At 69.2% G+C, this 25819-nt stretch carries 27 protein-coding genes; 18 read left to right on the top strand and 9 right to left on the bottom strand.

The features are described from left to right. Positions 1 to 8 precede the first annotated feature (8 nt). The 9 genes from HLH48_RS17975 (at position 9) to HLH48_RS17935 (ending at position 8823) form a co-directional block, all read left to right on the top strand. The gene (locus tag HLH48_RS17975) at positions 9 to 800 is read left to right on the top strand and encodes an N-formylglutamate amidohydrolase (protein WP_182998855.1); all 792 of its coding nucleotides are present in this window, start codon (positions 9 to 11) and stop codon (positions 798 to 800) included. Positions 801 to 823: 23 nt separating this feature from the next. Further along, positions 824 to 1705, top strand: a complete 882-nt coding sequence (locus tag HLH48_RS17970) for a shikimate dehydrogenase (RefSeq protein ID WP_182998872.1) — start codon at positions 824 to 826, stop codon at positions 1703 to 1705. A 2-nt stretch (positions 1706 to 1707) separates the two neighbouring features. Next, positions 1708 to 2310, top strand: a complete 603-nt coding sequence (gene coaE / locus HLH48_RS17965; protein ID WP_182998871.1) for a dephospho-CoA kinase — start codon at positions 1708 to 1710, stop codon at positions 2308 to 2310. Beyond that, positions 2307 to 2987, top strand: coding sequence for a DNA polymerase III subunit epsilon (gene dnaQ / locus HLH48_RS17960; protein WP_182998854.1), 681 nt, complete (start codon positions 2307 to 2309; stop codon positions 2985 to 2987). The genes coaE and dnaQ overlap by 4 nt, the downstream gene beginning before the upstream one ends. A 112-nt stretch (positions 2988 to 3099) precedes the next feature. Beyond that, positions 3100 to 5421 carry an adenylate/guanylate cyclase domain-containing protein gene (locus HLH48_RS17955; RefSeq protein WP_182998853.1) on the top strand — a complete coding sequence of 774 codons (2322 nt, stop codon included), beginning with the start codon at positions 3100 to 3102 and terminating at the stop codon, positions 5419 to 5421. Then, a complete protein-coding gene (locus HLH48_RS17950; RefSeq protein WP_182998852.1) occupies positions 5418 to 6290 on the top strand; it encodes an MlaE family ABC transporter permease in 873 nt (290 codons plus the stop codon). The genes HLH48_RS17955 and HLH48_RS17950 overlap by 4 nt, the downstream gene beginning before the upstream one ends. Positions 6291 to 6293: 3 nt before the next feature. Beyond that, a complete protein-coding gene (locus HLH48_RS17945) occupies positions 6294 to 6989 on the top strand; it encodes an ABC transporter ATP-binding protein (protein ID WP_182998851.1) in 696 nt (231 codons plus the stop codon). Then, positions 6989 to 7945: an MlaD family protein gene (locus HLH48_RS17940; RefSeq protein ID WP_182998850.1), complete on the top strand. Its 957-nt coding sequence runs from the start codon at positions 6989 to 6991 to the stop codon at positions 7943 to 7945. Before HLH48_RS17945 ends, HLH48_RS17940 begins: the two co-directional genes overlap by 1 nt. Beyond that, positions 7942 to 8823, top strand: coding sequence for a hypothetical protein (locus HLH48_RS17935; RefSeq protein ID WP_246387474.1), 882 nt, complete (start codon positions 7942 to 7944; stop codon positions 8821 to 8823). Before HLH48_RS17940 ends, HLH48_RS17935 begins: the two co-directional genes overlap by 4 nt. Positions 8824 to 8964: 141 nt before the next feature. Here the strand turns inward: HLH48_RS17935 and HLH48_RS17930 are convergent, their stop codons facing one another. From HLH48_RS17930 to bioB, 5 genes are all read right to left on the bottom strand, one after another. Beyond that, positions 8965 to 10476, bottom strand: a complete 1512-nt coding sequence (locus HLH48_RS17930) for a SulP family inorganic anion transporter (RefSeq protein ID WP_182998870.1) — start codon at positions 10474 to 10476, stop codon at positions 8965 to 8967. 7 nt (positions 10477 to 10483) lie between these two features. Continuing rightward, the gene (locus HLH48_RS17925; RefSeq protein ID WP_182998849.1) at positions 10484 to 11011 is read right to left on the bottom strand and encodes a 6-pyruvoyl trahydropterin synthase family protein; all 528 of its coding nucleotides are present in this window, start codon (positions 11009 to 11011) and stop codon (positions 10484 to 10486) included. Then, positions 11004 to 11741, bottom strand: coding sequence for a 7-cyano-7-deazaguanine synthase QueC (queC, locus tag HLH48_RS17920; protein WP_182998848.1), 738 nt, complete (start codon positions 11739 to 11741; stop codon positions 11004 to 11006). The genes HLH48_RS17925 and queC overlap by 8 nt, the downstream gene beginning before the upstream one ends. Position 11742: 1 nt before the next feature. Next, positions 11743 to 12378 (bottom strand): 7-carboxy-7-deazaguanine synthase, encoded by a 636-nt coding sequence (gene queE / locus HLH48_RS17915; RefSeq protein WP_182998847.1) that lies wholly within the window; start codon positions 12376 to 12378, stop codon positions 11743 to 11745. A gap of 72 nt (positions 12379 to 12450) precedes the next feature. Beyond that, positions 12451 to 13461, bottom strand: a complete 1011-nt coding sequence (gene bioB / locus HLH48_RS17910; protein WP_182998846.1) for a biotin synthase BioB — start codon at positions 13459 to 13461, stop codon at positions 12451 to 12453. Positions 13462 to 13635: 174 nt separating this feature from the next. On the opposite strand from bioB, the gene HLH48_RS17905 reads away from it, so the two are divergent. Next, complete coding sequence (locus HLH48_RS17905) at positions 13636 to 14277, top strand: TetR/AcrR family transcriptional regulator (protein WP_182998845.1); 642 nt, start codon at positions 13636 to 13638, stop codon at positions 14275 to 14277. A gap of 30 nt (positions 14278 to 14307) precedes the next feature. Here the strand turns inward: HLH48_RS17905 and HLH48_RS17900 are convergent, their stop codons facing one another. Further along, positions 14308 to 15186, bottom strand: a complete 879-nt coding sequence (locus HLH48_RS17900; protein WP_182998844.1) for a carbon-nitrogen hydrolase family protein — start codon at positions 15184 to 15186, stop codon at positions 14308 to 14310. Continuing rightward, a complete protein-coding gene (locus tag HLH48_RS17895) occupies positions 15183 to 15821 on the bottom strand; it encodes a GNAT family N-acetyltransferase (RefSeq protein WP_182998843.1) in 639 nt (212 codons plus the stop codon). Before HLH48_RS17895 ends, HLH48_RS17900 begins: the two co-directional genes overlap by 4 nt. 135 nt (positions 15822 to 15956) lie before the next feature. On the opposite strand from HLH48_RS17895, the gene HLH48_RS17890 reads away from it, so the two are divergent. Beyond that, entirely contained in the window at positions 15957 to 16514 is a 558-nt protein-coding gene (locus HLH48_RS17890) for a hypothetical protein (protein ID WP_182998842.1), read from the top strand. Between the two features lie 59 nt (positions 16515 to 16573). Here HLH48_RS17890 and sucD read toward each other — a convergent pair whose 3' ends face one another. Next, positions 16574 to 17455, bottom strand: coding sequence for a succinate--CoA ligase subunit alpha (gene sucD, locus HLH48_RS17885; protein WP_182998841.1), 882 nt, complete (start codon positions 17453 to 17455; stop codon positions 16574 to 16576). Further along, complete coding sequence (gene sucC, locus HLH48_RS17880) at positions 17455 to 18657, bottom strand: ADP-forming succinate--CoA ligase subunit beta (protein WP_182998840.1); 1203 nt, start codon at positions 18655 to 18657, stop codon at positions 17455 to 17457. Before sucC ends, sucD begins: the two co-directional genes overlap by 1 nt. Positions 18658 to 18863: 206 nt before the next feature. Here sucC and HLH48_RS17875 point away from each other — a divergent pair, with 206 nt between their 5' ends. The 7 genes from HLH48_RS17875 (at position 18864) to fabD (ending at position 25816) form a co-directional block, all read left to right on the top strand. Continuing rightward, positions 18864 to 19688 carry an acyl-ACP desaturase gene (locus HLH48_RS17875; protein ID WP_182998839.1) on the top strand — a complete coding sequence of 275 codons (825 nt, stop codon included), beginning with the start codon at positions 18864 to 18866 and terminating at the stop codon, positions 19686 to 19688. A gap of 27 nt (positions 19689 to 19715) precedes the next feature. After that, entirely contained in the window at positions 19716 to 20336 is a 621-nt protein-coding gene (locus HLH48_RS17870) for a Dabb family protein (protein ID WP_182998838.1), read from the top strand. Between the two features lie 44 nt (positions 20337 to 20380). After that, the gene (locus HLH48_RS17865) at positions 20381 to 22489 is read left to right on the top strand and encodes a M13 family metallopeptidase (protein ID WP_182998837.1); all 2109 of its coding nucleotides are present in this window, start codon (positions 20381 to 20383) and stop codon (positions 22487 to 22489) included. A gap of 117 nt (positions 22490 to 22606) precedes the next feature. Further along, a complete protein-coding gene (locus tag HLH48_RS17860; RefSeq protein WP_182998836.1) occupies positions 22607 to 23365 on the top strand; it encodes a glycine betaine ABC transporter substrate-binding protein in 759 nt (252 codons plus the stop codon). Between the two features lie 4 nt (positions 23366 to 23369). Next, on the top strand, positions 23370 to 24248 hold the full coding sequence (locus tag HLH48_RS17855) for a hypothetical protein (protein ID WP_182998835.1): 879 nt from the start codon (positions 23370 to 23372) through the stop codon (positions 24246 to 24248). Continuing rightward, a complete protein-coding gene (locus HLH48_RS17850) occupies positions 24245 to 24775 on the top strand; it encodes an ElyC/SanA/YdcF family protein (RefSeq protein WP_182998834.1) in 531 nt (176 codons plus the stop codon). Before HLH48_RS17855 ends, HLH48_RS17850 begins: the two co-directional genes overlap by 4 nt. Before the next feature lie 69 nt (positions 24776 to 24844). Beyond that, positions 24845 to 25816, top strand: a complete 972-nt coding sequence (gene fabD / locus HLH48_RS17845) for an ACP S-malonyltransferase (RefSeq protein ID WP_182998833.1) — start codon at positions 24845 to 24847, stop codon at positions 25814 to 25816. Positions 25817 to 25819: the final 3 nt, after the last annotated feature.

The following is a 25819-nucleotide window of genomic DNA, read 5'->3' as shown; positions in this document are numbered from 1 at the left end:
ACGGGACGATGGTACAGGACGAACCGCTGCTGGGCGCGGACGATCCGCAGCCGGTGCGGGTGCATGGCCGGACGGGCCGCTCGCCGTTCGTTCTGGTGAGCGACCATGCCGGCCGGGCCGTGCCGGCGCGGCTGGGCGACCTGGGCGTGCCGGCGCCCGAGTGGGAGCGCCATATCGCCTGGGATATCGGCATGGCCGGCATGGGGCGGATGCTGGCGTCTTCGCTGGAGACGGTCCTGATCGAGCAGGTCTATTCGCGGCTGGTGATCGATTGCAATCGCGCGCCGGGGCATCCGACCTCGATCGTGCGGGCCAGCGACGGGACCGTGGTGCCGGGCAATGCGGGGCTGGACGCGGCGGCGGAGCGGGAGCGGGTGGAGCGGATCTTCCGGCCCTATCATGACCGGATCACCGTCGAACTGGATGCGCGGCGGGAGGCGGGACTGCCGACGGTGCTGGTGGCGCTGCACAGTTTCACGCCCGAGATGGATGGGGCTGCCCGCCCCTGGCACGCGGGAATCCTGCATAATCACGATCCGCGTTTCGGCCTGATCGTAAAGGAGTTGCTGGACCGGGAGCCGGGCCTGCTGGTCGGCGACAACGAGCCCTATGCGCTGACCGATACCAGCGACCATACCGTGCCGTTTCATGGCGAGGCGCGTGGCCTGCCGCATGTGGAGCTGGAGATAAGGCAGGATCTGGTGGCCGATGCGGCCGGCCAGAGCGCGTGGGCCGGGCGGCTGGCGCGGCTGTTGCCGCTGGCTTGGGCGCGGTACACGGCGATGAATGCGGATCGATGACCGGGATGAGCGACCATTCTTCGATGGCGCGGGTCGCGCCGGGCCGGCTGACGATTCGGGGGACGACCGCGCTGGCGGGCGTGATCGGCTGGCCGGTGGCCCATTCGCGCTCGCCCCTGCTGCATAATTTCTGGCTGGCCCGCTATGGCATCGACGGGGCCTATGTGCCGCTGCCGGTGCGGCCGGGTGCGTTCGACATTGCGGTCCATGGCTTGCGCGCCGCCGGATTTCGCGGGGCCAACGTGACCATTCCGCACAAGGAGGCGGCGTTCGCGATCGCCGACCGGCTGCATCGTTCGGCCGTGCGGTCGGGTTCGGTCAATACGCTGGTCTTCGCCGGGGATGGGACGATCGAAGCGCATTCGACCGATGGCGACGGGTTCGTTGCCAGCCTGGAGGCGAAGGGCGTGGATGTGATGCGCGGGCCGGTGCTGCTGCTGGGGGCCGGGGGCGCCGCGCGGGCGATTGCCGCCACCCTGCTGGATCGCGGGGTGGCGGTCTCGGTCGCCAACCGTACGACCGCCCGGGCCGTGGCGCTGGCCGAGGCGCTGTCGGCGGAGGGGCCGGCGCCGATTTCGGTCGTCGACTGGGCGGGCTGGACGGCGCATCTGCCGGGCCATGCGTTGCTGGTGAACACCACGTCGCTGGGCATGCATGGCGGGCCGGGCGATGTGTTCGCGCCCGACCTGTCGCGGGCCCCGGACGACATGGTGGTGTCGGACATTGTTTATGTGCCGCGCCTGACGCCGCTGCTGCGTGCCGCCGTGGCGCGGGGGCTGCGGACCGTGGATGGGACCGGCATGCTGCTGCATCAGGCGCGGCTGGGCTTTCGGTGCTGGTTCGGGGTCGATCCGGAGGTCGATGCCGATATCCAGGCGCTGTTCGACGCCGACCTCGCGCGGTGACGATGCGGATCCTGGGCCTGACCGGCGGAATCGGTATGGGCAAGTCGACGGTGGCCGGGATGCTGAGGCGGGCCGGCTTTCCGGTCTTCGATGCCGATGCGGCGGTCCATGCGTTGCAGGCGCCCGGTGGCCGGGCGTTGCCGGCGATCGGGCGGCTGGTGCCCGGCGCGGTGCGGGACGGGGTGCTGGATCGGGCGGTGCTGCGGCGCGCGGCCGTTGCCGACCGGGCGGTGATGACGGGGCTGGAACGCATCATCCACCCGCTGGTGCGCCAGGAGCGCGACCGCTTTCTGGCGCGCGCGCGGCGGGCGGGGCGGACCTGGGTGGTGCTGGACGTGCCGCTGCTGTTCGAGACCGGGGGGGACCGGTTGTGCGACCGGGTGGCGGTGGTGTCGGCGCCGCCGGATGTGCAGGCCTATCGGGTTGCCCGGCGGCGCGGCATGGCGCCGGCCGAGGTGGCGGCGGTGATCGCGCGCCAGATGCCCGATCGGGAGAAGCGGCGGCGGGCGGATGATGTGATCCGGACCGGCCTGTCGCGGAACGATACCGTGCGCCGGGTGCGGCGGTTGGTCGCGCGGTTGCGCGCGGAGAGGAAAGTAGCGTGAAGCGATCGATCCTGTTCGATACCGAAACCACTGGATTGGACCCCAGGAAGGGGGACCGGGTGATCGAGATCGCGGCCCTGGAACTGATCGACGATTTGCCGACGGGGCAGCATTTCCATGTGCTGATCCATCCGGAGCGCGACATTCCCGAGGAGGCGACGCGCGTACACGGCTTTACGCTGGCGGACCTGGAGGGGAAGCCGAAGTTTCAGGAAATTGCCGATGGATTCCTGGCTTTCATCGGCCAGGATGACATGATCGCCCATAATGCGCGCTTCGATTTCGGCTTCCTGAACGCCGAACTGGAGCGGGCCGGGCGGGCGGAACTGTCGCTGGACCGGATGGTCGATACGCTGGATATCGCGCGTGAGCGCTATCCGGGCCTGCCCAACAGCCTGGACGCGCTGTGCCGGCGCTTTTCCATCGACCTGTCGGCCCGCACCACCCATAACGCGCTGCTGGATTGCCGCCTGCTGGCCGAGGTCTATCTGGAACTGATGGGCGGCCGGCAGCGCGGGCTGGGGCTGATGGTGGAGGATGGCGGTGGCGGGCCGGTGGCGCACAGCTATGAGCGCGTGAGTGGCCGCACGCCCCGGCCGATCGTGCCGTCGCCCGAGGAACTGGCGGCGCATGCGCGCTTTGTGGAGAAGCTGAAGGAGCCGATCTGGTCGTCCTGACGGCGGCCGGATGGCTGGCACGCATCCCGCGGGTTGGTCTTTGCGTTGATGGTATCCTATCGTGGCGGGGCGGCCGCCGTGCGCTCTGGGCCAACAGACCGGGAAGAGATCATTGACCGCTGACGAGATCGTGGACCCCGCAGAAGCGCATTCCGATCGGCTCAGGCGTTTTCTGCTGCATGTCGGTGTTCCGATCTTCGGCGTGGTGCTGGTGGTTGCCGTCATCGGGGCGATCGGCCTGCATTCCTATCGCTCGATCCGCTCCGGCGCGCTGGCGCTGACCCATGACCTGCTGGTCAGCCAGCAGAACTACATCGCCCAGGAAGTCGGCGATTACCTGGGCCCGGCGACGGCCGGGACGGTGATCGCGCGCGATATGCTGGAACATGGCTCGCAGGCCGCGATCATCAAGATCTTCAATTCCTATGGCGGCAGCATGTTGCGCCATGTGCCGCAGGTCCATTCCTTCTATCTGGCCGATTCGGACGGCGGATTCGACCTGATCGAGCGCGACCCCAAGGGGAAGGGGCTGGAGACGACGCATCTGAGCGGCGAGGGCGCGGGTGCGCGGTTCGTCCATCAGTTTTTCGACGAGAAGGGTGCCGCGCTGCGCGCCGAGAACAACCCGACTGGCGGATACGACCCGCGCACCCGCGACTGGTTTCGCGGCGCGGCCGAAACCGGCAAGCTGTACTGGTCGGCGCCTTATCTGATCACCCAGACCGGCCAGATGATCATCACGGCCTCGATCGTCTATCAGGGACAGGGGGACCGGAAGTTCGTCTTCGCCATCAACCTGTCGATGAACGAACTGACGAATTTCCTGAATTCGCTCCAGATCGGCAAGAGCGGCCATGCGCTGATCCTGGACCAGGACGGGCATCTGCTGGCCGGGCGGCACATGCTGGACGTGGCGAAGCAGGCCAACTGGGACCCGGCGAAAATGGTCCTGGACCCCCGGATCTATCCGGTGCTGTCGCAGGCGTTCGATGTCTATCGCGTGGAGGGCTACGGCCCGCACGGGATCCGCAACGGCAAGCGCAATTTCGTCACCATGGCGGCGGCCCTGCCATCGACGGCGAAGAAATGGGTGCTGATCCTGGTTGCGCCGGAAAGCGATTTCGCCAATTTCGCGATGGTGGACGGGCGGCAGAACCTGATGTTCTCGCTGCTGATCGTCGTCCTGGCCGGGCTGCTGGGGGTGCTGCTGTTCCGCCAGGGGCGGCGGACCGATCGGGTGACGGCGGAACTGGCGGGGCTGCGTGCCGTCTCGGGGCGTGAAAGCCAGGCGCTGCGCGCGGTGGCCAGCTATCCGGCGCTGTTCGACCCGACCGACGAGGCCCTGATCCTGACGCGCAGCCTCGCGGAGATGGCGTCGGCGCGGCGGGCCTCGATCTGGCGCCTGATGCATGACGGGGCCACGTTGCTGTGCGTCGATTCCTACGACTCGCGCCATGATGCCCATTCGGGCGGGTTCGAACTGTCGCGTGGCGACCTTCAGGCCTTTTTCGACCTGGTGGCCCATGGCGAGGCGACCATCGTGGCCGATGCCGGGGCGGACGAGCGGACGGTCAGTTTCCATCGGCTGTTCATGCGGACCTTCGGCAGCCGGAGCCTGTTCCTGGCGCCCATCGTTGGGGCATCGGGGCCGATCGGCATGATCACGCTGGAGGATGCGTCGCGGGCCGGGCTGGCCTCGCATTTCGTGGACATGATCGCCGGCGTGGCGGCGGCGCGCTTCGCCGCCCAGCATTACAGCGCCGTGACCGCCGCCGCGAGCGAACTGGCGCCGCCGCCGCCGGAGGAGGCGGAACATGCCTTCGGCGACGGGTTCCTGGTCCCGCCCGGCAGCACCCGGCCCGACGGGCAGGGCGGCGCGGTGGAGGGGCTGTTTCCCGCGGTGGCGGTGATGGTCATTACCTTTGCCGACATCATCACCTCGTCGCGCGCAGACCCCGCGCGGGTCATTGCGCTGGTCGAGGCGCTGGCGGTGCAGTTGCAGACCGTGGCGCGGCAATACGGGCTGTATTCGATCAAGATGCTGGGCCACCGGCTGGTCTGCGTGGCGGGATGTTCGCACACGCCCGACCCCGGAGCCGCCGAGCGGATGGCAAATGCGGCCCTGGTGATGCGCGAGGCGTCGCTGTCGATCCTGTCGCGGGCCGACCTGGACCCGGTCTTTCGCATCGGGATCGATGTCGGCCCGGTCTTCGGCGGGCTGCTGGGCGAGGATCCGAAGGTCTTCAATCTGTGGGGCGATGCCATCGGCATGGCTGAAATGATGGCCCAGGGCGCGCCCGATGTCGGCACCATCCAGGTGTCGGAGGATGTCTACCAGATCCTGCGCGGGCGGTTCCTGTTCCGTGAGCGGGGGCGCTTCTTCGTGCCGCATGCGGGCATGACGCGTACCTATGTCCTGGCGGGGCGGCGATGACGGGCGGGGCGGCCGCGCCGACGCCGACGCCGACCGAGGCCGCGGATGGCCGCCGGCCGGGCTGGCTGGCGTCGATGCCGGGGCGGGTCCGGCCGGCGCTGGCCTGGCTGGGCCGGCTGACCCGGCACCAGGTGCGGTTCGTGCTGGTGCTGATCGGCTCGGCCTGGGGGGTGGTGCGCGAGAGCATGCGCCCCAATGCGTGGCGGCGGACGGTGCGCGACGAATTCCGCCTGTGCCTGAGCCAGGTCGTGGGGGGCGGGTTCCTGAGCACCGTGATCACCGCCACGCTGGCGGGGCTGATGGTGGTGTCGCAGGCGGTCTACTGGCTGGGGTTCGCCGGAATGGCGCAGATGACCGGATCGATCCTGGTATCGGTGCTGGTGCGCGAGATCTCGCCGGTGCTGGTCGGGATCATCCTGCTGGGGCGCAGCGGCATGCTGGTGCTGACGGAAATCGGCCTGCTGACGCTGGGCGGGCAGATCCGCGCCTTGCAGGCGCAGGGGATGGACCCGTTCCTGCTGCTGGTGCTGCCCCGCACCTGCGCGTTCATGCTCGGCGGCTTCACGCTCGGCATCCTGTTCGCCACCAACGCGCTGCTGATGGGTTTTATCATCACCCATGCGTCGGGCGTGATCACGACATCGGTGTGGACCTTCTTCGCCAACGTGCTGGGGGCGATGTCGTCGTGGGATTTCGTGGTCATTCCGCTGAAATTCATCCTGGTCGGCTTCTTCGTCGGGCTGGGGGCCTGCATGACCGGGCTGCTGGCGGATGTGGACGACACGATCGCCACCCTGATGCCGCGCGGCTTCGCCCGGGGCATCATGACGGTGATGGTCGTCAACATCCTGTTCAGCCTCTGGGGGTGAGCCATGGGGACTGATGGACCGATCCTGGAGCTTCGCGCCGCCCAGCCGTCATTCGACGAAAGCGGCATGGCGCCGGTGCCGGTCGACCTGCGGTTGATGCCCGGGGACTGCGCGATCGTGGACTGCCGGGACTATGCGCGGGCCACGCTGTTTGCCGACCTGTGCTGCGGCATGGTCGCGCTGGCTTCGGGCAGCGTGCGGTTCATGGGCCTGGACTGGACCGCGCTGGGAGACCGCCAGCTTTATGCCCTGCGCGGGCGCATCGGGCGGATCACCCGGCGCGAGTCCTGGCTGGACCTGTTCGGCACGCACCAGAACATCATTCTCCAGCAACTGCACCATACCACGCGCCCGACCGACGATGTGGTGGCGGAGGCGATGAGCCTGGGGCAGGCGTTCGGCTTTCCGGGCCTGCCGCTGACGAGTCCCGGGCGGCTTTCGGCGGCGGACTTGGCGCGGGCGTCGTGCGTGCGGGCCTTTCTCGGCCGGCCCGACCTGCTGATGCTGGAGGACGTGTCCGACATGCTGCCGCCGGACGCGACGGTGGCGTTGCTGGAGGCGATCACGGCGGCGCGCGACCGGGGCGCCGCCGTGATGTGGTTCGCGCGCCATGGCGCGACCTGGGCCGAGTACCGGCCGGCGGTGAATGTTCATCTGCGCCTTCTCGACGAAGGCCTTTTCCCGGTGCGGGGGGTCTGATGGCCAAGGATCAAGTGAAGGGCCTGACACGGCAACTGGTGCGCGTGCGCTATGCCGACGAGTGGGTCGGGCTGCTGGTGCTGGTGTCGCTGGTGATCTGCTTCGCCGCCGTGATCGAGGCGGGTGTGCTGCATAACTGGCTGACCCCGGCGGGGCGATTGCAGATCGTGTTGCCCGATGGCGGCGTCAGCGGGCTGGCGCCGGGCAATGATGTCGAGGTGGTGGGTATCCATGCCGGCACCATCCGGCGTATCCGCATCAATCCGACGGGCGGCATGTATGCGATCGCCGATATCGACCCCGATATCGAGCCCTTCATCCGTCGCGACAGCACCGCCACCATCCGGCGGCGCTTCGTGGTGGCGGGGGCGAACTATATCGACATCACGCGCGGCGCGGGCGAGGCGATGGACTGGCATTATGCCGTGCTGACCGCGCACCCGGCGCCCAACCCGGCCGACATGATCACCCAGACCTTCGCCGATATCCGGGCGCGCGTGCTGCCGGTGCTCGACAGCGCGCAGCATATGATGTCGATGCTGGATGCCACGGTGACGGACCTGCATGCCGGCAAGGGGACCGCCGGACAGTTGATGACCGACGACAAGCTGATCCGGCAGGCGGAAGCCCTGGTCGCGTCGCTGAACGAGGCCGTGACCAGGCTGACGCCGGTCGAGCGGCAATTGTCGTCGGTGATGGCGAAGGCCGATGCCAGCATGGCCAATGTCCGCGCCATGTCGGCCGACCTGCGCAAGGCCAGCCCGGACATGCCCGCGATCAGCCGCAACCTGCGGGAGACGTCGGCCGAACTGCCGGTGCTGCTGACGCAGGCGCAGACGACCGCCGCCAGCCTCCAGAAGCTGACGGACCAGTTGCGCGGTCTGTGGCTGCTGGGTGGCGGGGGCGCGAAGACTCCGGCGTCGCACCGTCTGCCCGCCGGGAGGATCGCGCCATGAGCGGGGGATATCCGCGCGGCGTGCTGCTGCTGGCGCTGGCCATGCCGGTGCTGGCGGGATGCGGGGGCGGCAAGGCGGGGCCGGCCGGCGACGCGGTGCTGGACCAGGCGATGGATGCGGGGCACCAGGCGGCGGGGCTGGACCGGCTGACGGTCGCGGAGGGCCAGTACCGGCAGGCCGGCACGCGCGCGCTGGCGCGTGACGATGCCGGGGCGATCGGCGATGCGGGCTATAACCTGGCGGTGGTGCAACTGGCGCAGGATCGGCCGGGCGATGCGCTGTCCACCATCGCGGCCACGCGGGCCGCGATGGCGGTGCGGGGCCGCACGGGGAGAGATGCCGGATTGGACCTGGCGCAGGCCGCCGCCCTGCATCGGCTGTCGCGGGATGGCGAGGCCGCGCCGCTGGCCGCCGGCGCCATGGCGAGCGCCGACCCGGCGATCGCGGAGCAGGCGAGCCTGCTGACCGGGTTGATCGCCGATGGACGGGGCGACCGGGCGATGCTGGCGCGGGCCGTGGCGCATCTGGCGCACAAGCGCCCGGTGGCCGCGAAATGGCAGGCGGACGAGGATGAGCTGAACGCCCGGCTGCGGCTGGCGCGGGAGCCGGCGGCGGCGCGCGAACTGGCGGTCGAGGCCGCCGACCTGCGGCGGCAGCTTGTGGATTATCGGGGCATGGCGCGGGCACTGACCCTGGCGGCCCGCGCGGCGCGGCAGGCGGGTGACGAAGGGGCGGCGGCGGCTCTCTCGCTCCAGGCCGCGCAGAGTCTGCATGCGCAATCGGCTGGCGCGCCGGCCGCCGATGGGGCGCCGGACCCGTTCGCCGCGCCGGAGAGCGGCAAAACGGGGGATCGCGCGCCGGGTCGTGACAGGGTGTGAATCGGATACCCGACCCGGCTGATGACGGTGATGGCGTCCCGCTGGCGGTGACGACCGCGCGTTCGAGACGCTTTGCCGTGCCGGACATGGCAAGATTCTCAGCCGGATCGCGAGAGAACCGAGTCCGTCAGGAGAAAATCGTCATTCGGCGCCGGTCTGCGAGGGGCGTCGCGCCGTGGGCGTCGCGTGATCCGATGGCGTGACGTTCAGGTCTGAATGGCGGTCGATCAGGGTGGCGCTGGCGGTGTTGAGGCCCACGATGTCGACGGCGAGGCCGTGGCTTTCCATCCGCGCGACGATATCGCTCAGGGTGCCGACGGCCGTGATGTCCCAGAAATGGGCGTGGCGCAGGTCGATGCGGATATGGCGGGCGGTGTCGCGCGTGTCGAAGCTTTCGGCGAACAGGTCGGCCGAGGCGAAGAAGATCTGGCCCGTCACGCCGTAGGTGCGGGTGTCGGTGCCGGGGTCGTAGTGCGTTTCGACCGTGACCAGGCGGGAGACGGTGGCGGCGAAGAACAGGCCGCTGAGCAGCACGCCGGCCAGCACGCCCGCCGCCAGATTGTGGGTGGCCACCACCACCGCGACCGTGACCAGCATGACGACGCTGCCGCCGCGCGGGTGGGTGCGGAGGTCGCGCAGCGACGCCCAGGAGAAGGTGCTGGCCGAGACCATGATCATGATCGCCACCAGGGCGGCGACCGGCACGCGGGCGACCCACGGCCGCAGCGCCACCATCAGGAGCAGCAGGAACGCCCCGGCGACGAAGGTCGAGAGCCGGCCGCGCCCGCCATAGCGCAGGTTGCCCACCGTCTGCCCGATCATGCCGCAGCCGGCGATGCCGCCGAACAGGCCGGCGGCGACATTGGCCAGCCCGAGGCCGACGCATTCGGTGCGCTTGCGGCCATGGGTTTCGGTCAGGTCGTCGACCACGCTGGCGGTCATCATCGATTCCAGCAGGCCGACCATCGCCATGGCGGCGGCGAAGGGCAGGATGGTCTCCAGCGTGGACAGGGACAGCGGCACCCGTGGCCAGAGCAGATGGGGCAGGCTGTCGGGCAGGCGGCCCAGATCGGCCACCCTATGCACCGGCATGGGCCAGATCGTGGCGACCAGCGTGAGGGCCAGGATGCAGAGCAGCGGCGATGGGATGGCGGTGAACAGGCGCGGCACGCCGTAGATGATGGCCAGCCCCAGCGCGATCAGGGCGTAGGTGTGCCAGGTGACATGGACCATGTGCGGCAGTTGCGCCGAGAAGATCAGGATGGCCAGCGCGTTGACGAAGCCGGTGCGGACGGGGCGGGAGACGTAGCGCATCAGCAGATGCAGCCGGGCCGCGCCGGCCAGCATCTGCAACAGTCCGGCCAGCAGGGTGGCGGCGAGCAGATAATGGATGCCGTGGGCGCGCACCAGCGCCGCCGCGACCAGCGCGACCGAGCCGGCGGCACCGGAGATCATCGCCGGGCGGCCGCCCGCGATGGCGATGACGACGCTGATGACGAAGGAGGCGTAGAGCCCGACCTCCGGAGCCACCCCGGCGGCGAAGGAGAAGGCGATGACCTCGGGGATCAGCGCGAAGGTGCCGACCATGCCGGCCAGCACCTCGCGCACCGGATCGGCCGTCCATTCGGCGCGGTAGCGCGCGAGGCCGGACATGGCCCGGTCAGGCATCGGCGATGCTGTCGTCGGCGCGCAGCCACCAGCACTGCGCCGCCGGGCGGGGCATGGGCAGCATCTCCAGCGGATCGCCTTCGTAACGGACGGTGTTGGTCGGGGTTTCCTGCAACGTGATCTCGGCGCAGCGCAGCAGGGCGCCGTCGTCGTCCAGCAGCGCGTTCAGCTTGGCCATCATCAGGCAGGCCATCAGTTCGGTGGTCGGGTCGCCGGGCGTGACGACGATGCGACGGGCGCGCGCGGGCTCGTGCGCGCGGAACCAGGCCAGCAGGGGATCGTCCTCGGCCAGTTGCAGGGCATGGTCCAGCCGGTCGTCCACGAAACGATGCCAGCGGGCCTTGGCGCGCTGGAAGGAGACGACCATGTTGCCCGCGCCGTCCAGCGGGCGGGGCGCGGTGGGGCGCAGGCGCACGGTGACGAATTCGTTGTGGCCGTGGGGCAGGGCGCAGCTTTCGCTGGCGCCGTGGATCAGCCGGTGGCCCATCGAGAAGCGGCGGGTGAAGACGAGGTCAAGCATCGGCGCGGGCCGCCCTGTAACGTTCCCACCCCGCGCGGCGCAGGTCGCAGGCCGGGCAGGTGCCGCAGCCATGGCCCCACGGGTGCATGACGTCGCGTGTGCCGAGATAGCAGCTATGGCTCTCGCGGTTGATCAGCGAGACCAGGTCGGGGCCGCCGAGGGTTTCCGCGAGGCGCCAGGTGTCGGCCTTGTCGATCCACATCAGCGGCGTGTGCAGGACCAGGCGGCTGGCCATGCCGAGATTGAGCGCCACCTGCATGGCCTTGATCGTGTCGTCGCGGCAGTCGGGGTAGCCGGAATAGTCGGTCTCGCACATGCCGGCGACGATATGGCGGGCGCCTCGGCGAGCGGCCAGCGCGGCGGCGAAGGTGAGGAAGATGAGGTTGCGGCCGGGGACGAAGGTGCTGGGCAGGCCGTTCTCGTTCATCGTGATGGCGGCGTCGCGCGTCAGCGCGGTGTCGGAGACCGCGCCCAGGGCGTCGAGCGCCAGTGTGTGGTCCTCGCCCAGCCGGGCCGCCCATGCGGGGTCGCGCGCCGCCATGCCCGCGCGCAGCGTGTCGCGGCATGCCAGTTCCACCGCGTGGCGCTGGCCGTAGGCGAAGCCGAGCGTCTCGACCCGGCCGAAGCGCGAGAGGGCCCAGGCGAGGCAGGTCGCGGAATCCTGGCCGCCGGAGAACAGGACGATCGCGCTTTCCCGTTGCGGGTCGGCGGGCGTGAGGGAGGCGGCCATCTCAGGGAATCCCGATCAGCTTGTGGGTCTGCAAGGACAGGCGCCAGCGCGGGTGGGCGCGGCAATAGGCGACCGCCTGTTCGGTATTGCGGGCCTGGTCGGGGCCGTCCATCGGCTGGAGCCAGAATTGGCGGAAATCGAGGTCGGCCACCGTTTCGGGCAGCCGGTCGGGCTGGGGGTAGACCAGCTTGAGTTCGTGGCCGGTGCGCTGGACCAGCGGCGCGCCGGCCTTGGGGCTGACGCAGATCCAGTCGATGCCCTCGGGGGCGGGGAGGGTGCCGTTGGTCTCGATGGCGATTTCGAAGCCGCGCGCATGCACCGCCGCGATCAGGGGCGCGTCGAGTTGCAGCAGGGGCTCGCCGCCGGTGAAGACGACGAAGGCGTGGTCCATGCCGGGCGCGGCCCAGGTAGCGGCGATGGCGTCGGCCAGGGAGGCGGCGTCGGGGAAGCGGCCGCCGCCCTCGCCGTCGGTGCCGACGAAATGGGTGTCGCAGAAGCGGCAGGTCGCGCCCGCGCGATCGGCCTCCCGCCCCGACCAGAGATTGCATCCGGCGAAACGGCAGAACACGGCGGCGCGGCCGGCGTGCGCGCCCTCACCCTGGAGGGTCGCGAACATCTCCTTGATCATATAGGCCATGGGGCGTGATGTCGGACAGGCCGTGCCCGGACGCAAGCCTTAAATCGCGCGGATGCGGCCGGCGCGGTCCGCTCAGGCCTGGACGAGGCTGGTATGCATGCCCAGGCGCGCCAGCAGGCGGGCGTCGCGGCTGGCTTCGGGGTTGGGGGTGGTCAGCAGTTTCTCGCCGTAGAAGATCGAGTTCGCGCCCGCCAGGAAGCACAGGGTCTGGGCTTCGTCCGTCATGTTCTCGCGCCCGGCGGCCAGGCGCACGCGGCTGGCGGGCATGGCGATGCGGGCGGCGGCGATGATGCGCACGAAATCGATCGGGTCGACTGCCTCGGCCTCGGCCAGCGGGGTGCCGGCCACGCGCACCAGCAGGTTGATCGGCACGCTCTCGGGGTGTTTCGGCAGGCTGGCCAGGCTGGCGATCAGCCCGGCGCGGTCGCCTTCGTCCTCGCCCATGCCGACGATGCCGCCGCAGCAGACGTTGATCCCGGCGTCGCGCACGTGGGACAGCGTGTCCAGCCGGTCCTGATAGGTGCGGGTGGTGATGATGTTGCCGTAATGCTCGGGCGAGGTGTCGAGGTTATGGTTGTAGTAATCGAGCCCCGCATCGCGAAGGCGCTGCGCCTGGCGGGCGTCGAGCATGCCGAGGGTGACGCAGCTTTCCAGCCCCAGCGCCTTGACGCCCTCGACCATGGCGCAGACGGTTTCCAGGTCGTGATCCTTGGGCGAGCGCCAGGCGGCGCCCATGCAGAAGCGCGCGGCCCCGGCGTCGCGCGCGGCGCGGGCTTCCTTCAGCACGGCCTCGACCGCCATCAGGCGGCTGGCCTTGACGCCGCCATCCTCGTGCATCGCGCTCTGAGGGCAATAGGCGCAGTCTTCCGGGCAGCCGCCGGTCTTGATCGAGAGCAGGGTGGAGATCTGCACCTGGGTCGGGTCGAAGCGGGCGCGATGCACGCTCTGCGCCCGGAACAGCAGTTCGGGGAAGGGCAGGGCGATCAGCGCCGCGATCTCGTCGCGCGTCCAGTCGGTGCGGACCGGCGGAAGGGACGGATCGGCGTAGGCGGGCGATGCGGCCGGCATGAGACCATCGGGCATCGGGCGGGTTCCTGGACTGTCGGCGATAGGTGGAACGCTGTGCCACAGAACCGGGGGGGATGTCACCCATGTCGGTCCGGTCTGTCCGGTTGCGATCGCCGTCGGCCTGCCTGATAGAAAGCCGGCGCCGGGGGTGCTAGGGTCGTCGGCGCGATATTGAACAGAGGACGATCTGTGCCGATCCATCATGCTCCGCTCAGCCGCCGTCGGGGGCGCCCGGCGAAAGGCACGCCCGCGGCGCGCGATGCCATGCTGGGCGCGGCCCTGCACGGCTTCGCGCGGAAGGGCTATGACGGAACGGGGCTGCGGCAGATCGCCGAGGAGGCGGGAGTCGATCCCGCGCTGATTTCGCATCAGTTCGGCTCGAAATTCGCGCTGTGGAAAGCGGTGGTCGATGAAATCGCGCTGCGGCTGGCGGCGGCGCGGCAGTCGATCGCGGAACTGCACGAGGGGCCCGGGTCGACCGAGGAGCGGGTGCGCGAAGGGCTGAGGCGGTTCATTACCGCCAATTGCGACATTCCCGAACTGGCGAAATTTCTCTCCGACGAGATGAGCCAGCCCGGCGAGCGCCAGGATTATATCCTGCGCGAGATCTGGGACCCCTATCAGGACGCGATGCTGCCCCTGTTGCGGGAGGCCCGGGCGGACGGGTTGCTGCGGCATGACGGATCGCCCGAACTGACGCTGATGATGGTCATGGGCGCCGTCATGCTGCCGCTGCTGATGATGCGTCGTCGCGGACTGTCGGCAGGCGACGAGGCGGATCTGTCGCGGCGGCTGCTGTCGGATGTGCTGCCGATGGTGCTGCCGGCCTGACGCCGCCGGCCATGCCGCAGGTGGCGGCTGTCAGGTGTCGAACGGGAGGGAGCCGGCCGCGGGAACCGTGGTCGGCCAGTCCCGGCAATTGCGCACCGCGCCCTGTTCGCGCACCGCGTCGAGCGTCGCCGGGTCGAGCGTGGTGAAGATCCAGCCGCCCTCGTCCAGCCGGCCTTCCGCCATGATGCCGTCGGCGGGGAAGCCGCGATCCACCGGACCGTAGACCCCGGCGCAGCCATGGTTTTCGTCGAGCGTGGCCAGCCAGGGCGCGTCGCCCACCGTCGGGGAGACCGCGACGAAGCACTGGTTTTCCAGCGCGCGGGCCTGTGCCGAGATCCGCACCCGGTTGAAGCCATGCAGGGAATCGGTGCAGGTGGGGACCAGGACCAGCCACGCCCCGGCTTCGATCTGGGCGCGCGCCAGCATCGGAAATTCCGAATCGTAGCAGACCGAGGTGCCGATCCGGCCCCAGGGCGTTTCGAACACGCCGGGCGGGTTGCCGGCGCGCACGCCCCAGGATTCGGTCTCGAACCTGGTCATGACATGTTTGTCCTGGAACGCGATCCGGCCGTCCGGGGCGATCAGGGGGGCGCGGTTGCGTATGCCGGATGCCTCCGGCCGGGGCAGGGTGCCGGGCATCAGCCAGACCCGATGGCGTTGCGCGGCCTGGCGCATGATCTCCAGGATGGCGTCGCTCTGTTGGCAGACGGCCGCCAGTTCCGCCGCCGGGTCGGGACGGCCGGTCAGCGCGGCGGCGGCTTCCATGCAGGCATATTCCGGCATCAGCAGCAGGTCGGCGCGCGGCGCGGCTTCGGCGACCAGGGCATCCAGATGGTGGGCGTAATCGTCGATCGTGCGGTTGCGTGCGACGGTCCAGGCCAGCACGCCCAGTCGGACGGGTGCGTTCATGGAGCATGTTCCTGCGTTTCGAGGCTGGCGGGGATGGGGGCGCCGCGAATCGGCTTGATGAAGAAATCGAGAAGGTGGGGAGTCTCGTCCGTCTGGCCCGGCTCCTTCCAGTCCAGCACGCAGGTCACGCCGGGCAGCGGGCGGAAGCCGCGCCGGGCCCAGAAGCCATGCAGCGTGGTGGCGCCCGGCGGGCGGGCCGGGTGGTCGTCCGGGCGGCGCACCGAGCAGAAGGTCGCGAAACGGGCCGGGCTGGTCGCGAGGGCATGGTGCTCGCGCTCCGCGAAGAAGCGCACGCCCAGGCCCTGGCCGCGATAGGCGCCCAGCAGCACGGACTCGCCGAAATAGAAGAAATCGTCCAGGTCCAGGCCGCGTGCCTCGAACGGCGCGCGGATGGGGGCCTGTTCGTCGCGCAGCGGCAGGCAGGTCGCGGCCCCGATGACCGTGCCGCCGTCGCGGGCGACGATGATGGCGGCACCCGGACTGCGGACGTAGAACTGGAGGTACCTTTCCTCGTAGGCCACGTCGCCGTCGTACAGATAGGGCCATTCGCGGAAGACCGCGATGCGCAGGCGGGCGAGGTCGGGCAGGACCGGCACGATATGCTCGCCCGTCAAGGTCTCGATCGTCACGCGCATTCAGGTCGTTCCTCCCGTCTCGTCCACGCATCGGGTTCCTGATCGGCCGCACGGGGAATCAGCGGATGGCTTTCGTATCAGACCGTTGCCGGGAATCGGAGGAATCTGATATCCCGAAGCCCGGGAGACGATTCTATGAGCGACCAGCCGACACACGTTATCGTTCCGATTTTTTTCAATCATCGTGGGGCGATCATCTTCCGTGACCGGCCGGTCAGGGTGAAACCCAGACCCACTGCGATGCAGAGCCTTGTGGGGCTTGTCAATCCAAAATCGCTCCCGAAAGAAGAGACGATCTATCAGGATTATTTCTATTACGGGTTTCCATTCAATCCCAAGAAACAGAAACTGATAACCATCCTCATGGAGGGCATTTTCGATTATTTGCATTCCCGGGGGGTGACGTTCAACTACCCCAGCGTCAATCAGGAATCGATCGCGGAGAACTGGGTCGGCCAGACGCGCTATCATGTCGTCGCCGTGATGGCCGATGTGCGCAACCCGTCTTTGTGCGGCTACGGCTATCTCGACCCGTCGACCCAGCGCTTTGTCGAGGATGACAACGAGAAGCATCAACGGGGCAAGATGAAGCCGCCTGCCGTGTCCGTGACCGCGGTGAAGGAAATGATCCGCAAGGGGGAACTCGATTCGTCCCGTATTCGGCTCGTATCGGTGGGCTTGCCCCAGTCGTGATGGCACGAACGGCCAGCCACTGAATCCGGTCCGCCCCGGAGGGCGGACCGTGTGAAGGATCAGGCGCGGCCGGTCAGGACATCCAGCAGGGTGCGGCCCAGCAGGGCGGGGCTGGCGGAGACGTGGATGCCGGCATCGCGCAGGGCCTCGATCTTGGCGGCGGCCGTTTCGTGGCCGCCGGTGATGACCGCGCCGGCATGGCCCATGCGGCGCCCCGGCGGAGCGGTGGCGCCGGCGATGAAGCCCACGACAGGCTTTTTGGTGCCGCTGTCGCGGATCAGGGCGGCGGCCTCGATTTCCGACGTGCCGCCGATCTCGCCGATCATGATGATCGAGTCGGTTTCGGGGTCGGCGAGGAAGCGGTCCAGCACGTCGATGAAATCGAGGCCCTTGACCGGATCGCCGCCGATGCCGACGCAGGTGCTCTGTCCCAGGCCGACGGCCGTGGTCTGGGCCACGGCTTCGTACGTCAGGGTGCCGGAGCGCGAGACGATTCCGACCTTGCCGGGGCGGTGGATCGCGCCGGGCATGATGCCGATCTTGCATTCGCCGGGGGTGATGATGCCGGGGCAGTTCGGGCCGATCAGCAGGCTTTCGGACCGGTGCAGCACCTGCTGCACGCGCACCATGTCCAGCACCGGAATGCCTTCGGTGATGCAGACGATCAGGGGCACGCGGGCGGCGATGGCCTCCAGGATCGCATCGGCGGCGCCGGCTGGCGGCACGTAGATGACGCTGGCATCGACGCGCGTGGCGGCGCAGGCCTGGGCCACCGTGTCGAAGACCGGCAGGCCGAGATGGGTCTCGCCGCCCCGGCCGGGGGTGACGCCGCCGACCAGTTTGGTGCCGTAGGCCAGGGCCTGTTCGGAATGGAAGGTGCCCTGGGCGCCGGTGAAGCCCTGGGTGAGGACGCGGGTATCGCTATGGACCAGGATGGACATCAGGCGTCTCCTTCCGCGCGCACCGCGGCGACAATCTTGCGGGCCGCGTCGCCCAGGTCGCTGGCCGGGATGATCTTGAGGCCGGAACGGGACAGGATGTCCTCGCCCTGCTCGACATTGGTGCCGGCCAGCCGGACCACCAGCGGCACGCTCAGCCCGGTTTCGCGGGAGGCGGCGATGATGGCCTCGGCGATGATGTCGCAGCGCATGATGCCGCCGAAGATGTTCACCAGGATGCCGCGCACCTTCTGGTCGGACAGGACGATGCGGAACGCCGCCGCCACCCGCTCACGCGAGGCGCCGCCGCCGACATCGAGGAAGTTGGCCGGTTCCTCGCCCTCCATCTTGATGATGTCCATGGTCGCCATCGCCAGGCCGGCACCGTTGACCATGCAGCCGATCGTGCCGTCGAGCCCGACATAGGCCAGGCCGTGGCGCGCGGCCTCGCGCTCGCGGGGGTCCTCCTCGTTCTCGTCGCGCAGTTCCTCCAGTTCGGGATGGCGGAACAGGGCGTTGTCGTCGAAGCTCATCTTGGCGTCGAGCGCCACCAGGTCGCCCGAGCCGGTGACGACCAGGGGATTGATCTCGACGATCGCGGCGTCGAGCGCCACGAAGGCCTCGTAGGCCGCGCGCAGGACGGTGGTGAAGGCGCGGATCGACGGGCCGTGCAGGTCGAGCCGCGCGGCGAGGGTGCGGGACTGGTAGTCGGACAGGCCGGTCGCGGGGTCGATCGCCTCTTTCAGGATGCGTTCGGGCGTGGCGGCGGCGACATCCTCGATCGCCATGCCGCCGTCCTGGGACGCGACGACGACGATGCGGCCGGTGGCGCGATCGACCAGCAGCGAGAGATAGAGCTCACGCGCGATCTCGCACCCGGCCTCGATATACAGGCGGCGGACGACGCGGCCCGCCGGGCCGGTCTGGCGGGTGACCAGCGTGCTGTCCAGCATCGCGGTCGCGGCCTCCTGCGCGTCGTCGGGCGTGCGGGCCAGGCGGACGCCGCCCTTGCCGCCGGGATCGTCGGTGAAATGGCCGGCGCCGCGGCCGCCGGCATGGATCTGCGCCTTGACGACCACGACCGGGCCGCCGAGCGCGCGGGCGGCCAGCAGCGCCTCGTCGGGCGAACGGACGACCCGCCCGTCCAGCACGGGCATGCCGAATCCCTTCAGCAGGGCTTTTGCCTGATATTCATGTATGTTCATACGGTTATGATCCGCGTTTGTTGTTATTGCGCCGATGGGCAGCGCCGGACGTTGGGCCGGTCGCCTCCGCACGACAGCGCCTGCATGGCATAATCGGAGAGTTTATGCCATCTCGGAAGCTGAAAGGGACTTGTTCAGGCTACGTATATGCGCGTTCGGGCGGCAGAGAGGGTATTGGGGCGGGATGGCATGAAAGACGGAGCACGATGAAACACTGGCGCATTGAACAGATGGATTGGGACTGTTTCGATCCGGCGCGCGTCGACCCCGATATCGTCCGGCTGGTCAAGGCGGCGTCGGTGGTCGAACGGAACGGCGTGGACTACGCGCTCTATCTGAACAATGTGTTCTTCGACGACCCCGCCTTTCGCGAGGCGGCGGACAACTGGGCGATCGAGGAGGTGCAGCATGGCGACGCCCTGGGGCGGTGGGCGATGCTGGCCGATCCGTCATGGGACTATCCGCAGGCGTTCGAGCGCTATCGCGCGTCGTACAAGCTGGAACTGGAGGTCGACCGGTCCATTCGCGGATCGCGCACCGGCGAGCTGATCGCCCGCTGCATGGTGGAGACCGGAACCTCGTCCTTCTATACCGCGCTGGCCGATGCCACGGACGAGCCGCTGCTGAAGGCGATCTGCCGGCAGATCGCGGCGGATGAATACAGGCATTTCAAGCTGTTCTACGACCATATGCACCGCTACCTGAAGCGCGAGAACCTGGGCGTGTGGCAGCGTACGCGCATCGCGCTGGGCCGGGTGACGGAAAGCGAGGACGACGAGCTGGCGTCGGCCTATCACACCACCAACGAGCCGGTCGGCGTGCCCTATGACCATGGCCGCTGCATCGCGGCTTATATGGCGCGGGCGATGCGTTATTATCAGCCCAGGCATACCCAGCGGGTGAGTGGCATGATTCTGAAGACCATCGGCATCGCGCCGCATGGCTGGGTTCATCAACTGGTCGCGCGGGGCGTCTATCATCTGATTCGTATCAGGCAGAGGAAATTCGCCCGCCAGGCGGCCTTGGCCTGACGGGACTGTAACCAGGAGGGAGTGACGATGTTGGTTCGCAAAACGATCGCGGCCGCGGGCCTCGGCCTGACCTTGGCGGCGCTGGTGCCTGTCGGGGGGGCGCTGGCCGACCCCTATTCGCTGCCGATCGCCCGGTCGCCGGTGACGCCGCCGCCGCTCGATGCCGCCGCCGTCGCGGTGCGGCAGGACCTGGCCCAGGTGGGGGTCGCGGCTTTTACCGCCCCCGGTTTCCGGCTGGGGCTGATCCGGCACATGGTGATGTTCCGCTTCCTCAAGGACGTGACGCCGTTCCAGAAGGCCGAGATCGCCCGGCGCTTCCTGGAACTGGCGAATGATTCCCGCCGCCCCGACGGACGGCCGGTGGTCGAGTCGATCGAGACCGGCTTCCAGAACAGCGGCGAGGGAAATGACGAGGGATACCAGATGGGCTTCCTGGTCAGCTTCCGTTCGGAAGGAGACCGGAATTATTATGTCGGCAGGCCGGTCGTCAGCCAGCCGGGATATTTCGACCCCGCGCATGACGCCTTCAAGGCGTTCGCGGCGCCGTACCTGGCCGGGGTGATGGAGTTCGACTACCGCGTCGCGGCGCTCGCGCGGCCGCCGGTGCCGGAAAACGTCGCCGCGAAGCATGCTGGGCATCGCAAATAAACCGTTATATCGTTCCTTTTTTGCGAGAGAACAAAGGGAACGGGATGGCGGATATCAGGCGGTACGGGTGGCTGTGCGGCGCGGCACTGCTGGCGCTGGCGAGCGGGAGCGGCGAGGCGCTCGCCGCCGGCCACGCGGCGGGCGCGACGGTGGCCGAGGCGAAAGCGGCCGATGCGACCGCTGCCCCGTCCTTTGGCGCATGGGGCTTCGATCTGGCCGGGCGGGACCTGGCGATCGTCCCAGGCAACGATTTCTTCGGCTATGCCAATGGCCGTGCCGTGCAGGATATCGTCATTCCGCCCGACATGACGGCCTATGGGCCGTTCAACATGCTGCACGAACTGTCGCGCAAGCGCGTGCAAGGCATCCTGACCGAACTGGCGGCCCATCCGGTGGCCGCGCCCGCGACCATCGACCAGAAGCTGGGCACTTTCTACGCCACCTTCATGGACGAGAAGGCGATCGAGGCGCTGGGGCCCCGTCCGCTGGCGGCCGACCTGGATGCCGTGCGCGCGGTGCGCGATCGCACCGCCTTCGCGGCCCTGCTGGGGCGCGCGCAGACCGGATTCCAGTATTCGCTGTTCGGGCTGGGTATCCAGCCGGATGCCAAGGATCCGACGGTCTATGCGCTGATGCTGGACCAGGCCGGCCTGGGCCTGCCGGACCGCGACTATTACCTGAAGCCCGAGCTGGCGGCGAAGAAGACCGCATACCAGGCCTATGTCCTACAGATCCTGACCATGGTCGGCTGGCCGGATGCCGCCCGGATGGCGCCGGCCGTCGTGGCGTTCGAAACCCGGCTGGCGCAGGTTCATTGGGCGCGGCAGGACATGCGCGACCCCGACAGGATCTATAATCCGATCACGGTGACGGACCTGGCCAGGCGGGCGCCCGGGTTCGACTGGGCGGCCTACCTGACCGGCGCCGAACTGCCGGAGACGGTCGTGAAATCGGGCACGCTGGTCGTCGGCGAGCCGGATGCCGTCATCGGCGAGGCCCATATCGCCTCGGAGACGGATCTGGACACGCTGCGGGCGTGGCTGGCCTTTCATCTGGTGGACAATGCGGCGCACGAACTGCCCCGGGCCTATGTCCAGGCGTCGTTCGATTTCAACGACAAGACCCTTTCGGGCCAGCCGCAGCTTCCCGAGCGGTGGAAGCGCGCGGTGAGCGCCACCAGTGGCGCGATGGGCATGGCGCTGGGCCAGACCTATGTGGCGCGCTATTTCCCGCCTGCGTACCGGCAGATGATGGAATCGCTGACCACCGAACTGAAGGCCGCCTTCCGCGTGCGGTTGCAGCATAATGACTGGATGGGCCCGCAGACCCGGGCCGCCGCGGTGCAGAAGCTGGACCATTTCACCATCCAGATCGGCTATCCCAAACGCTGGCGCGACTATTCGACGCTGGTCGTCAGGCAGGGCGACGCGTACGGCAATGCCGAGCGGGCTGTCGGTTTCGAATGGCGCTACTGGCTGGGCCATCTGGGCCACCCGGTCGATCGGGACGAGTGGGACATGACCCCGCAGACGGTCAATGCCTACAATAATCCGCTGTTCAACGAGGTCGTGTTCCCGGCCGCGATCCTCCAGCCGCCCTTCTTCAACCCCAAGGCGGACCCGGCGATCAATTACGGCGCGATCGGCGGTGTGATCGGCCATGAGATGACGCATTCCTTCGACGATGAAGGGCGCAAGTTCGATTATCTGGGCCGGCTGAAGGAATGGTGGACCAAGGACGACGAGGCCCGCTTCAACAGGCTGGCCGACCGTTTCGGCAAGCAGTACGATGCCTTCCAGGTGCTGCCGGGCGTGCATGTGAACGGCAGGTTGACGATGGGCGAGAATATCGCCGACCTCGGCGGGCTGACGCTGGCGCTGGATGCCTATCATGCCTCGCTGCACGGCAAGCCGGCGCCGGTGATCGGCGGCCTGACGGGCGACCAGCGGGTGTTCCTGGGCTGGGCGCAGGTCTGGCGGCAGAAACTGCGCGACGACGTCGCGCGCCAGCGGGTGATGACGGACCCGCATTCGCCGCCGCGGGCCCGGGTCAATATCCCGATGCATAACATCGACGCCTGGTACAAGGCCTGGAACGTCACCTCGGGCGATACGCTGTATCTGAAGCCCGGGGACCGGGTGAAGATCTGGTAGGCGTGCAGGCCCGCACGCCGGGCGCGGGGGATATGCGGGAGCGGTTTTTTGCCGCTCCGCCCCTTGCGCAAACGGGTGCCACCTGCTGCAACCGCCTCGTAATCGGGGAGAGGTGTGATGACGACGGTGACGCTTGGCCATCCGGAGACCATCCTGCACGCGGCTGCCGCCGCCGCGGTGGTGCGGGTACTGGAAGCCTATGACCTGGAGGTCGAATACGTTACCGGGGGGCGGGACGAGCTGACGGCCGCGATGAAGGCGGGCGGGGTCGACCTGTTCGTGTCCGCCTGGCTGCCCGATATCGATGCCGCCTGGGTGGATGCATCGCTGGGCATGGATGTGCTGGGCGAACTGTACAAGCCCGTTTTTGGCTGGTTTCTTCCCGAAGGCTGCGCGCCGCATGTCGTCTCGATCTCTGATCTCGGGAACGATGACGGCGTGGTCGGCCGCACGATCGTGGCGCCGGAATCGGTTCTGGAACGGGTCCGGCGCGGTGTCGGCGCCTATGGGCTGACCGAGCGCGGCTTTACCATCGAGGCCCGTCCCGACGACGCGGCCTATCGGCACGCGGCGGCGGCGATCGAGGCGGGCGAGGCGTCGATCCTGCCGTTGTGGCAGCCGAATTTCCTGCATCATGGCGCCCGGCTGCGCCAGTTGGACGACCCCAAGGGTGTGCTGGCCGGGGAGCAGGCGGCCCGGATGCTGGTGCGCCGGAGTGCCCGCGCGGAACTGGATTCCGACCTGCTGGACGAGCTGGACGAGCTGATGCTGGGCAACAAGGTGGTCAGCGCGCTGGAATATGCCGTCCGCTGCGACGGCATGAGCACGGACGACGCGGCCGAGGCCTGGCAGCGCGGAAAGCTGCTGCCGCGCTAGGGCCATGGAGCCGGCGCCCCTCCTGACCACCGGATCGGCCGGTGACCTGCGCGAGGCCGATTACTGGCTGTTCGGGGCCATGCGCGCCCGTTCGTGCCCGTTGCGCGTGCTGGTCGCCGGGGCCGACGACAGGGTGGCGGCGCGGCTGGCCGAAACGTTCCGTGCCGAGGGGCGGCCGGGGGCGGTTGTCTTTCTTGCGCCCGATGCCCCGCCGGGGCCGGCGGGTCATGATTACATCGATTGCGACCTGAGCGCGGACGCGGACCCGGGCGCGCGGCTACGCGCCCTGGCCGGCCTGCTGGCGCCGGGCGGCGGGATGCGGATCGTGGTCGCCGGCCCCGGCAGGGGCGGCTGCGATGTCGATGGGTTGTTCGACCTGCTGGCGGCGGCGGGGCTGGAGGCGGCCTGCCTGATCGCGCCGCTGGACTACGACCCGGCACTGCTGGAGGCCGAGCCGGCCGTTTGCACCGACCTGGCGTTCCTGCCCGATCGCGCCCGGGCCCGGCTGGCCGACACGCGGGCGGCGAATCGGGCGTTCCATGCGGTTTATGCCCGTCGCGCGGGTGATCCGGTGCGGCGGGCGGACCCGATGGATCCGGCTTCGGTGCCCGTGCTGCGCGACGGGGACGGGATTGCCGTCTCGCTGCGGATGCGGCCCGACAATCGGCTGCCCGCGCCTTTGCCCTCCGGCGTGGTCCTGGTGCCGGTGCCGTCGCAATCGCGCGGAATGCTGCCGCTGGTCGACGGCAGGCGCCGCGTCGGGGATCTGGCGGCGATCCTGGATGGGCGGGGGGTGGAGGCCGCGCAGTTCGCGGACGTGTGGCGGAGCCTGTTCGCCAGTTTCGCCGGGTTGAACCTGCTGCTGCTCCGGGCGCCGCCGTGAGCGGCCGGGCGCAGGCGCCGCTCGCCATCGTGATCTTCGGCGCGGCGGTGCGCCCCGATGGCACGCCCACCCCGACATTGCGGCGCCGGGTGGCGGCGGCGGCGGCTTTCGGGCGGGCCTGCGCGGCCCCGCTGTTCGTGCCGACCGGCGGCAGCCGGGATGGACGCCCGGCCGAGGCGGCGGTGATGGCCGACCTGTTGCGGGGGGACGGTATCCCGGATTCGGCGATCGTGATCGAGGGCGCGGCGCGCGACACGCTGGAATCCGTGCTGGCCTGTTCGGCGCTGCTGCGGGCGCGCGGCTATCGTGGCCCGGTCGCGGTCGCGAGCAGTGCCTATCACCTGCCGCGCTGCCTGGTACTGATGCGGCTGGCGGGGTGGCGGGTCGTGCGGGTGCCGCCGCCGCAGGCGCCCGCGGCCCGGCGTCTGGCGCGCCGGTGGTTCTGGCGCCTGCGCGAGGGGGTGGCGCTGCCGTGGGACGTTCTGCTGCTGGTGCTTCGCCGCCTGGGGGCCGCGCCTCGCGATTGACAGGCGGTGCGTCCTGTCGGCATCTCGCGGGCCTGAATGTGCGACATCTTTCTGGATCATGAGGACAGCATGCCTGTTTACGCCTTCATCTTCCCTGGTCAGGGTAGCCAGTCCGTCGGCATGGGGGCCGAGCTGGCCGCTGCCTTCGCCCCGGCGCGGGAGGTGTTCCAGGAGGTCGATGACGCGCTGGAACAGAAGCTGTCGGCCCTGATGTTCCAGGGACCGATGGAGGACCTGACCCGGACCGAAAATACCCAACCCGCCCTGATGGCGGTGTCGCTGGCGGTGTTGCGCGTGCTGGAGAAGGAAGGCGGGCTGGAGCTGAAGCGCGTTGCGGCGCTGGTGGCCGGCCATTCGCTGGGCGAATATTCGGCGCTGGCGGCGGCAGGGTCGCTGGGCATTGCCCAGACCGCGCGCCTGCTGCGGCTGCGCGGGGCCGCGATGCAGAAGGCGGTGCCGGCCGGCGAGGGCGGGATGGCGGCGCTGATCGGCGTGGATCTGGACCAGGCGCGCGCGATCTGTGCCGAAGCCGCGATCCTGCGCGTGGAGGGGGAAGCGGACCGCGCCGAGATCCTTGAGGTGGCCAATGATAATGGCGGGGGGCAGATCGTGATCTCGGGCCGGGCGACGGCGATCGAGCGGGCGATCGGGGTCGCCAAGGCGCGCGGGGTGAAGCGGGCGGTGGTGCTGCCGGTGTCGGCGCCGTTTCATTGCTCGCTGATGGCGCCGGCCGCCGAGGCGATGGGCGAGGCGCTGGAGCGGACCGAGATCGCCCCGCCGGTGGTGCCGCTGGTGGCCAACGTCTCGGCGGCCAAGGCCACGGACCCGCAGGCGATTCGCGACCTGCTGGTGCGGCAGGTGACGGGGACCGTGCGCTGGCGCGAGAGCGTCGAGGCGATGGCGGCGATGGGTGTCGACAGTTTCGTGGAACTGGGTGCTGGCAAGGTGCTGTCTGGGCTGGTGCGGCGCATCGTGCCCGACGCGGCCACGCGGTCGGTCGGCGCGCCGGCCGATATCGAGGCGTTTCTGGCCTCGCTGTGATGG

It is taken from the genome of Gluconacetobacter sacchari, assembly GCF_014174255.1.
Classification (GTDB): domain Bacteria; phylum Pseudomonadota; class Alphaproteobacteria; order Acetobacterales; family Acetobacteraceae; genus Gluconacetobacter; species Gluconacetobacter sacchari.
Note: the sequence above shows the minus strand (reverse complement) of the source record. Positions and strands in the feature narration are given on the sequence as shown.

Coding starts and splice junctions, on each gene's coding strand:
- HLH48_RS17975 (WP_182998855.1), top strand. CDS start 9: ATGGTACAGGACGAACCGCTGCTGGGCGCGGACGATCCGCAGCCGGTG.
- HLH48_RS17970 (WP_182998872.1), top strand. CDS start 824: ATGGCGCGGGTCGCGCCGGGCCGGCTGACGATTCGGGGGACGACCGCG.
- coaE (WP_182998871.1), top strand. CDS start 1,708: ATGCGGATCCTGGGCCTGACCGGCGGAATCGGTATGGGCAAGTCGACG.
- HLH48_RS17950 (WP_182998852.1), top strand. CDS start 5,418: ATGACGGGCGGGGCGGCCGCGCCGACGCCGACGCCGACCGAGGCCGCG.
- HLH48_RS17945 (WP_182998851.1), top strand. CDS start 6,294: ATGGGGACTGATGGACCGATCCTGGAGCTTCGCGCCGCCCAGCCGTCA.
- HLH48_RS17940 (WP_182998850.1), top strand. CDS start 6,989: ATGGCCAAGGATCAAGTGAAGGGCCTGACACGGCAACTGGTGCGCGTG.
- HLH48_RS17935 (WP_246387474.1), top strand. CDS start 7,942: ATGAGCGGGGGATATCCGCGCGGCGTGCTGCTGCTGGCGCTGGCCATG.
- HLH48_RS17930 (WP_182998870.1), bottom strand. CDS start 10,476: ATGTCCGGCCTCGCGCGCTACCGCGCCGAATGGACGGCCGATCCGGTG.
- HLH48_RS17925 (WP_182998849.1), bottom strand. CDS start 11,011: ATGCTTGACCTCGTCTTCACCCGCCGCTTCTCGATGGGCCACCGGCTG.
- queC (WP_182998848.1), bottom strand. CDS start 11,741: ATGGCCGCCTCCCTCACGCCCGCCGACCCGCAACGGGAAAGCGCGATC.
- queE (WP_182998847.1), bottom strand. CDS start 12,378: ATGGCCTATATGATCAAGGAGATGTTCGCGACCCTCCAGGGTGAGGGC.
- bioB (WP_182998846.1), bottom strand. CDS start 13,461: ATGCCCGATGGTCTCATGCCGGCCGCATCGCCCGCCTACGCCGATCCG.
- HLH48_RS17900 (WP_182998844.1), bottom strand. CDS start 15,186: ATGAACGCACCCGTCCGACTGGGCGTGCTGGCCTGGACCGTCGCACGC.
- HLH48_RS17895 (WP_182998843.1), bottom strand. CDS start 15,821: ATGCGCGTGACGATCGAGACCTTGACGGGCGAGCATATCGTGCCGGTC.
- HLH48_RS17890 (WP_182998842.1), top strand. CDS start 15,957: ATGAGCGACCAGCCGACACACGTTATCGTTCCGATTTTTTTCAATCAT.
- sucD (WP_182998841.1), bottom strand. CDS start 17,455: ATGTCCATCCTGGTCCATAGCGATACCCGCGTCCTCACCCAGGGCTTC.
- sucC (WP_182998840.1), bottom strand. CDS start 18,657: ATGAACATACATGAATATCAGGCAAAAGCCCTGCTGAAGGGATTCGGC.
- HLH48_RS17875 (WP_182998839.1), top strand. CDS start 18,864: ATGAAACACTGGCGCATTGAACAGATGGATTGGGACTGTTTCGATCCG.
- HLH48_RS17870 (WP_182998838.1), top strand. CDS start 19,716: ATGTTGGTTCGCAAAACGATCGCGGCCGCGGGCCTCGGCCTGACCTTG.
- HLH48_RS17865 (WP_182998837.1), top strand. CDS start 20,381: ATGGCGGATATCAGGCGGTACGGGTGGCTGTGCGGCGCGGCACTGCTG.
- HLH48_RS17860 (WP_182998836.1), top strand. CDS start 22,607: ATGACGACGGTGACGCTTGGCCATCCGGAGACCATCCTGCACGCGGCT.
- HLH48_RS17855 (WP_182998835.1), top strand. CDS start 23,370: ATGGAGCCGGCGCCCCTCCTGACCACCGGATCGGCCGGTGACCTGCGC.
- fabD (WP_182998833.1), top strand. CDS start 24,845: ATGCCTGTTTACGCCTTCATCTTCCCTGGTCAGGGTAGCCAGTCCGTC.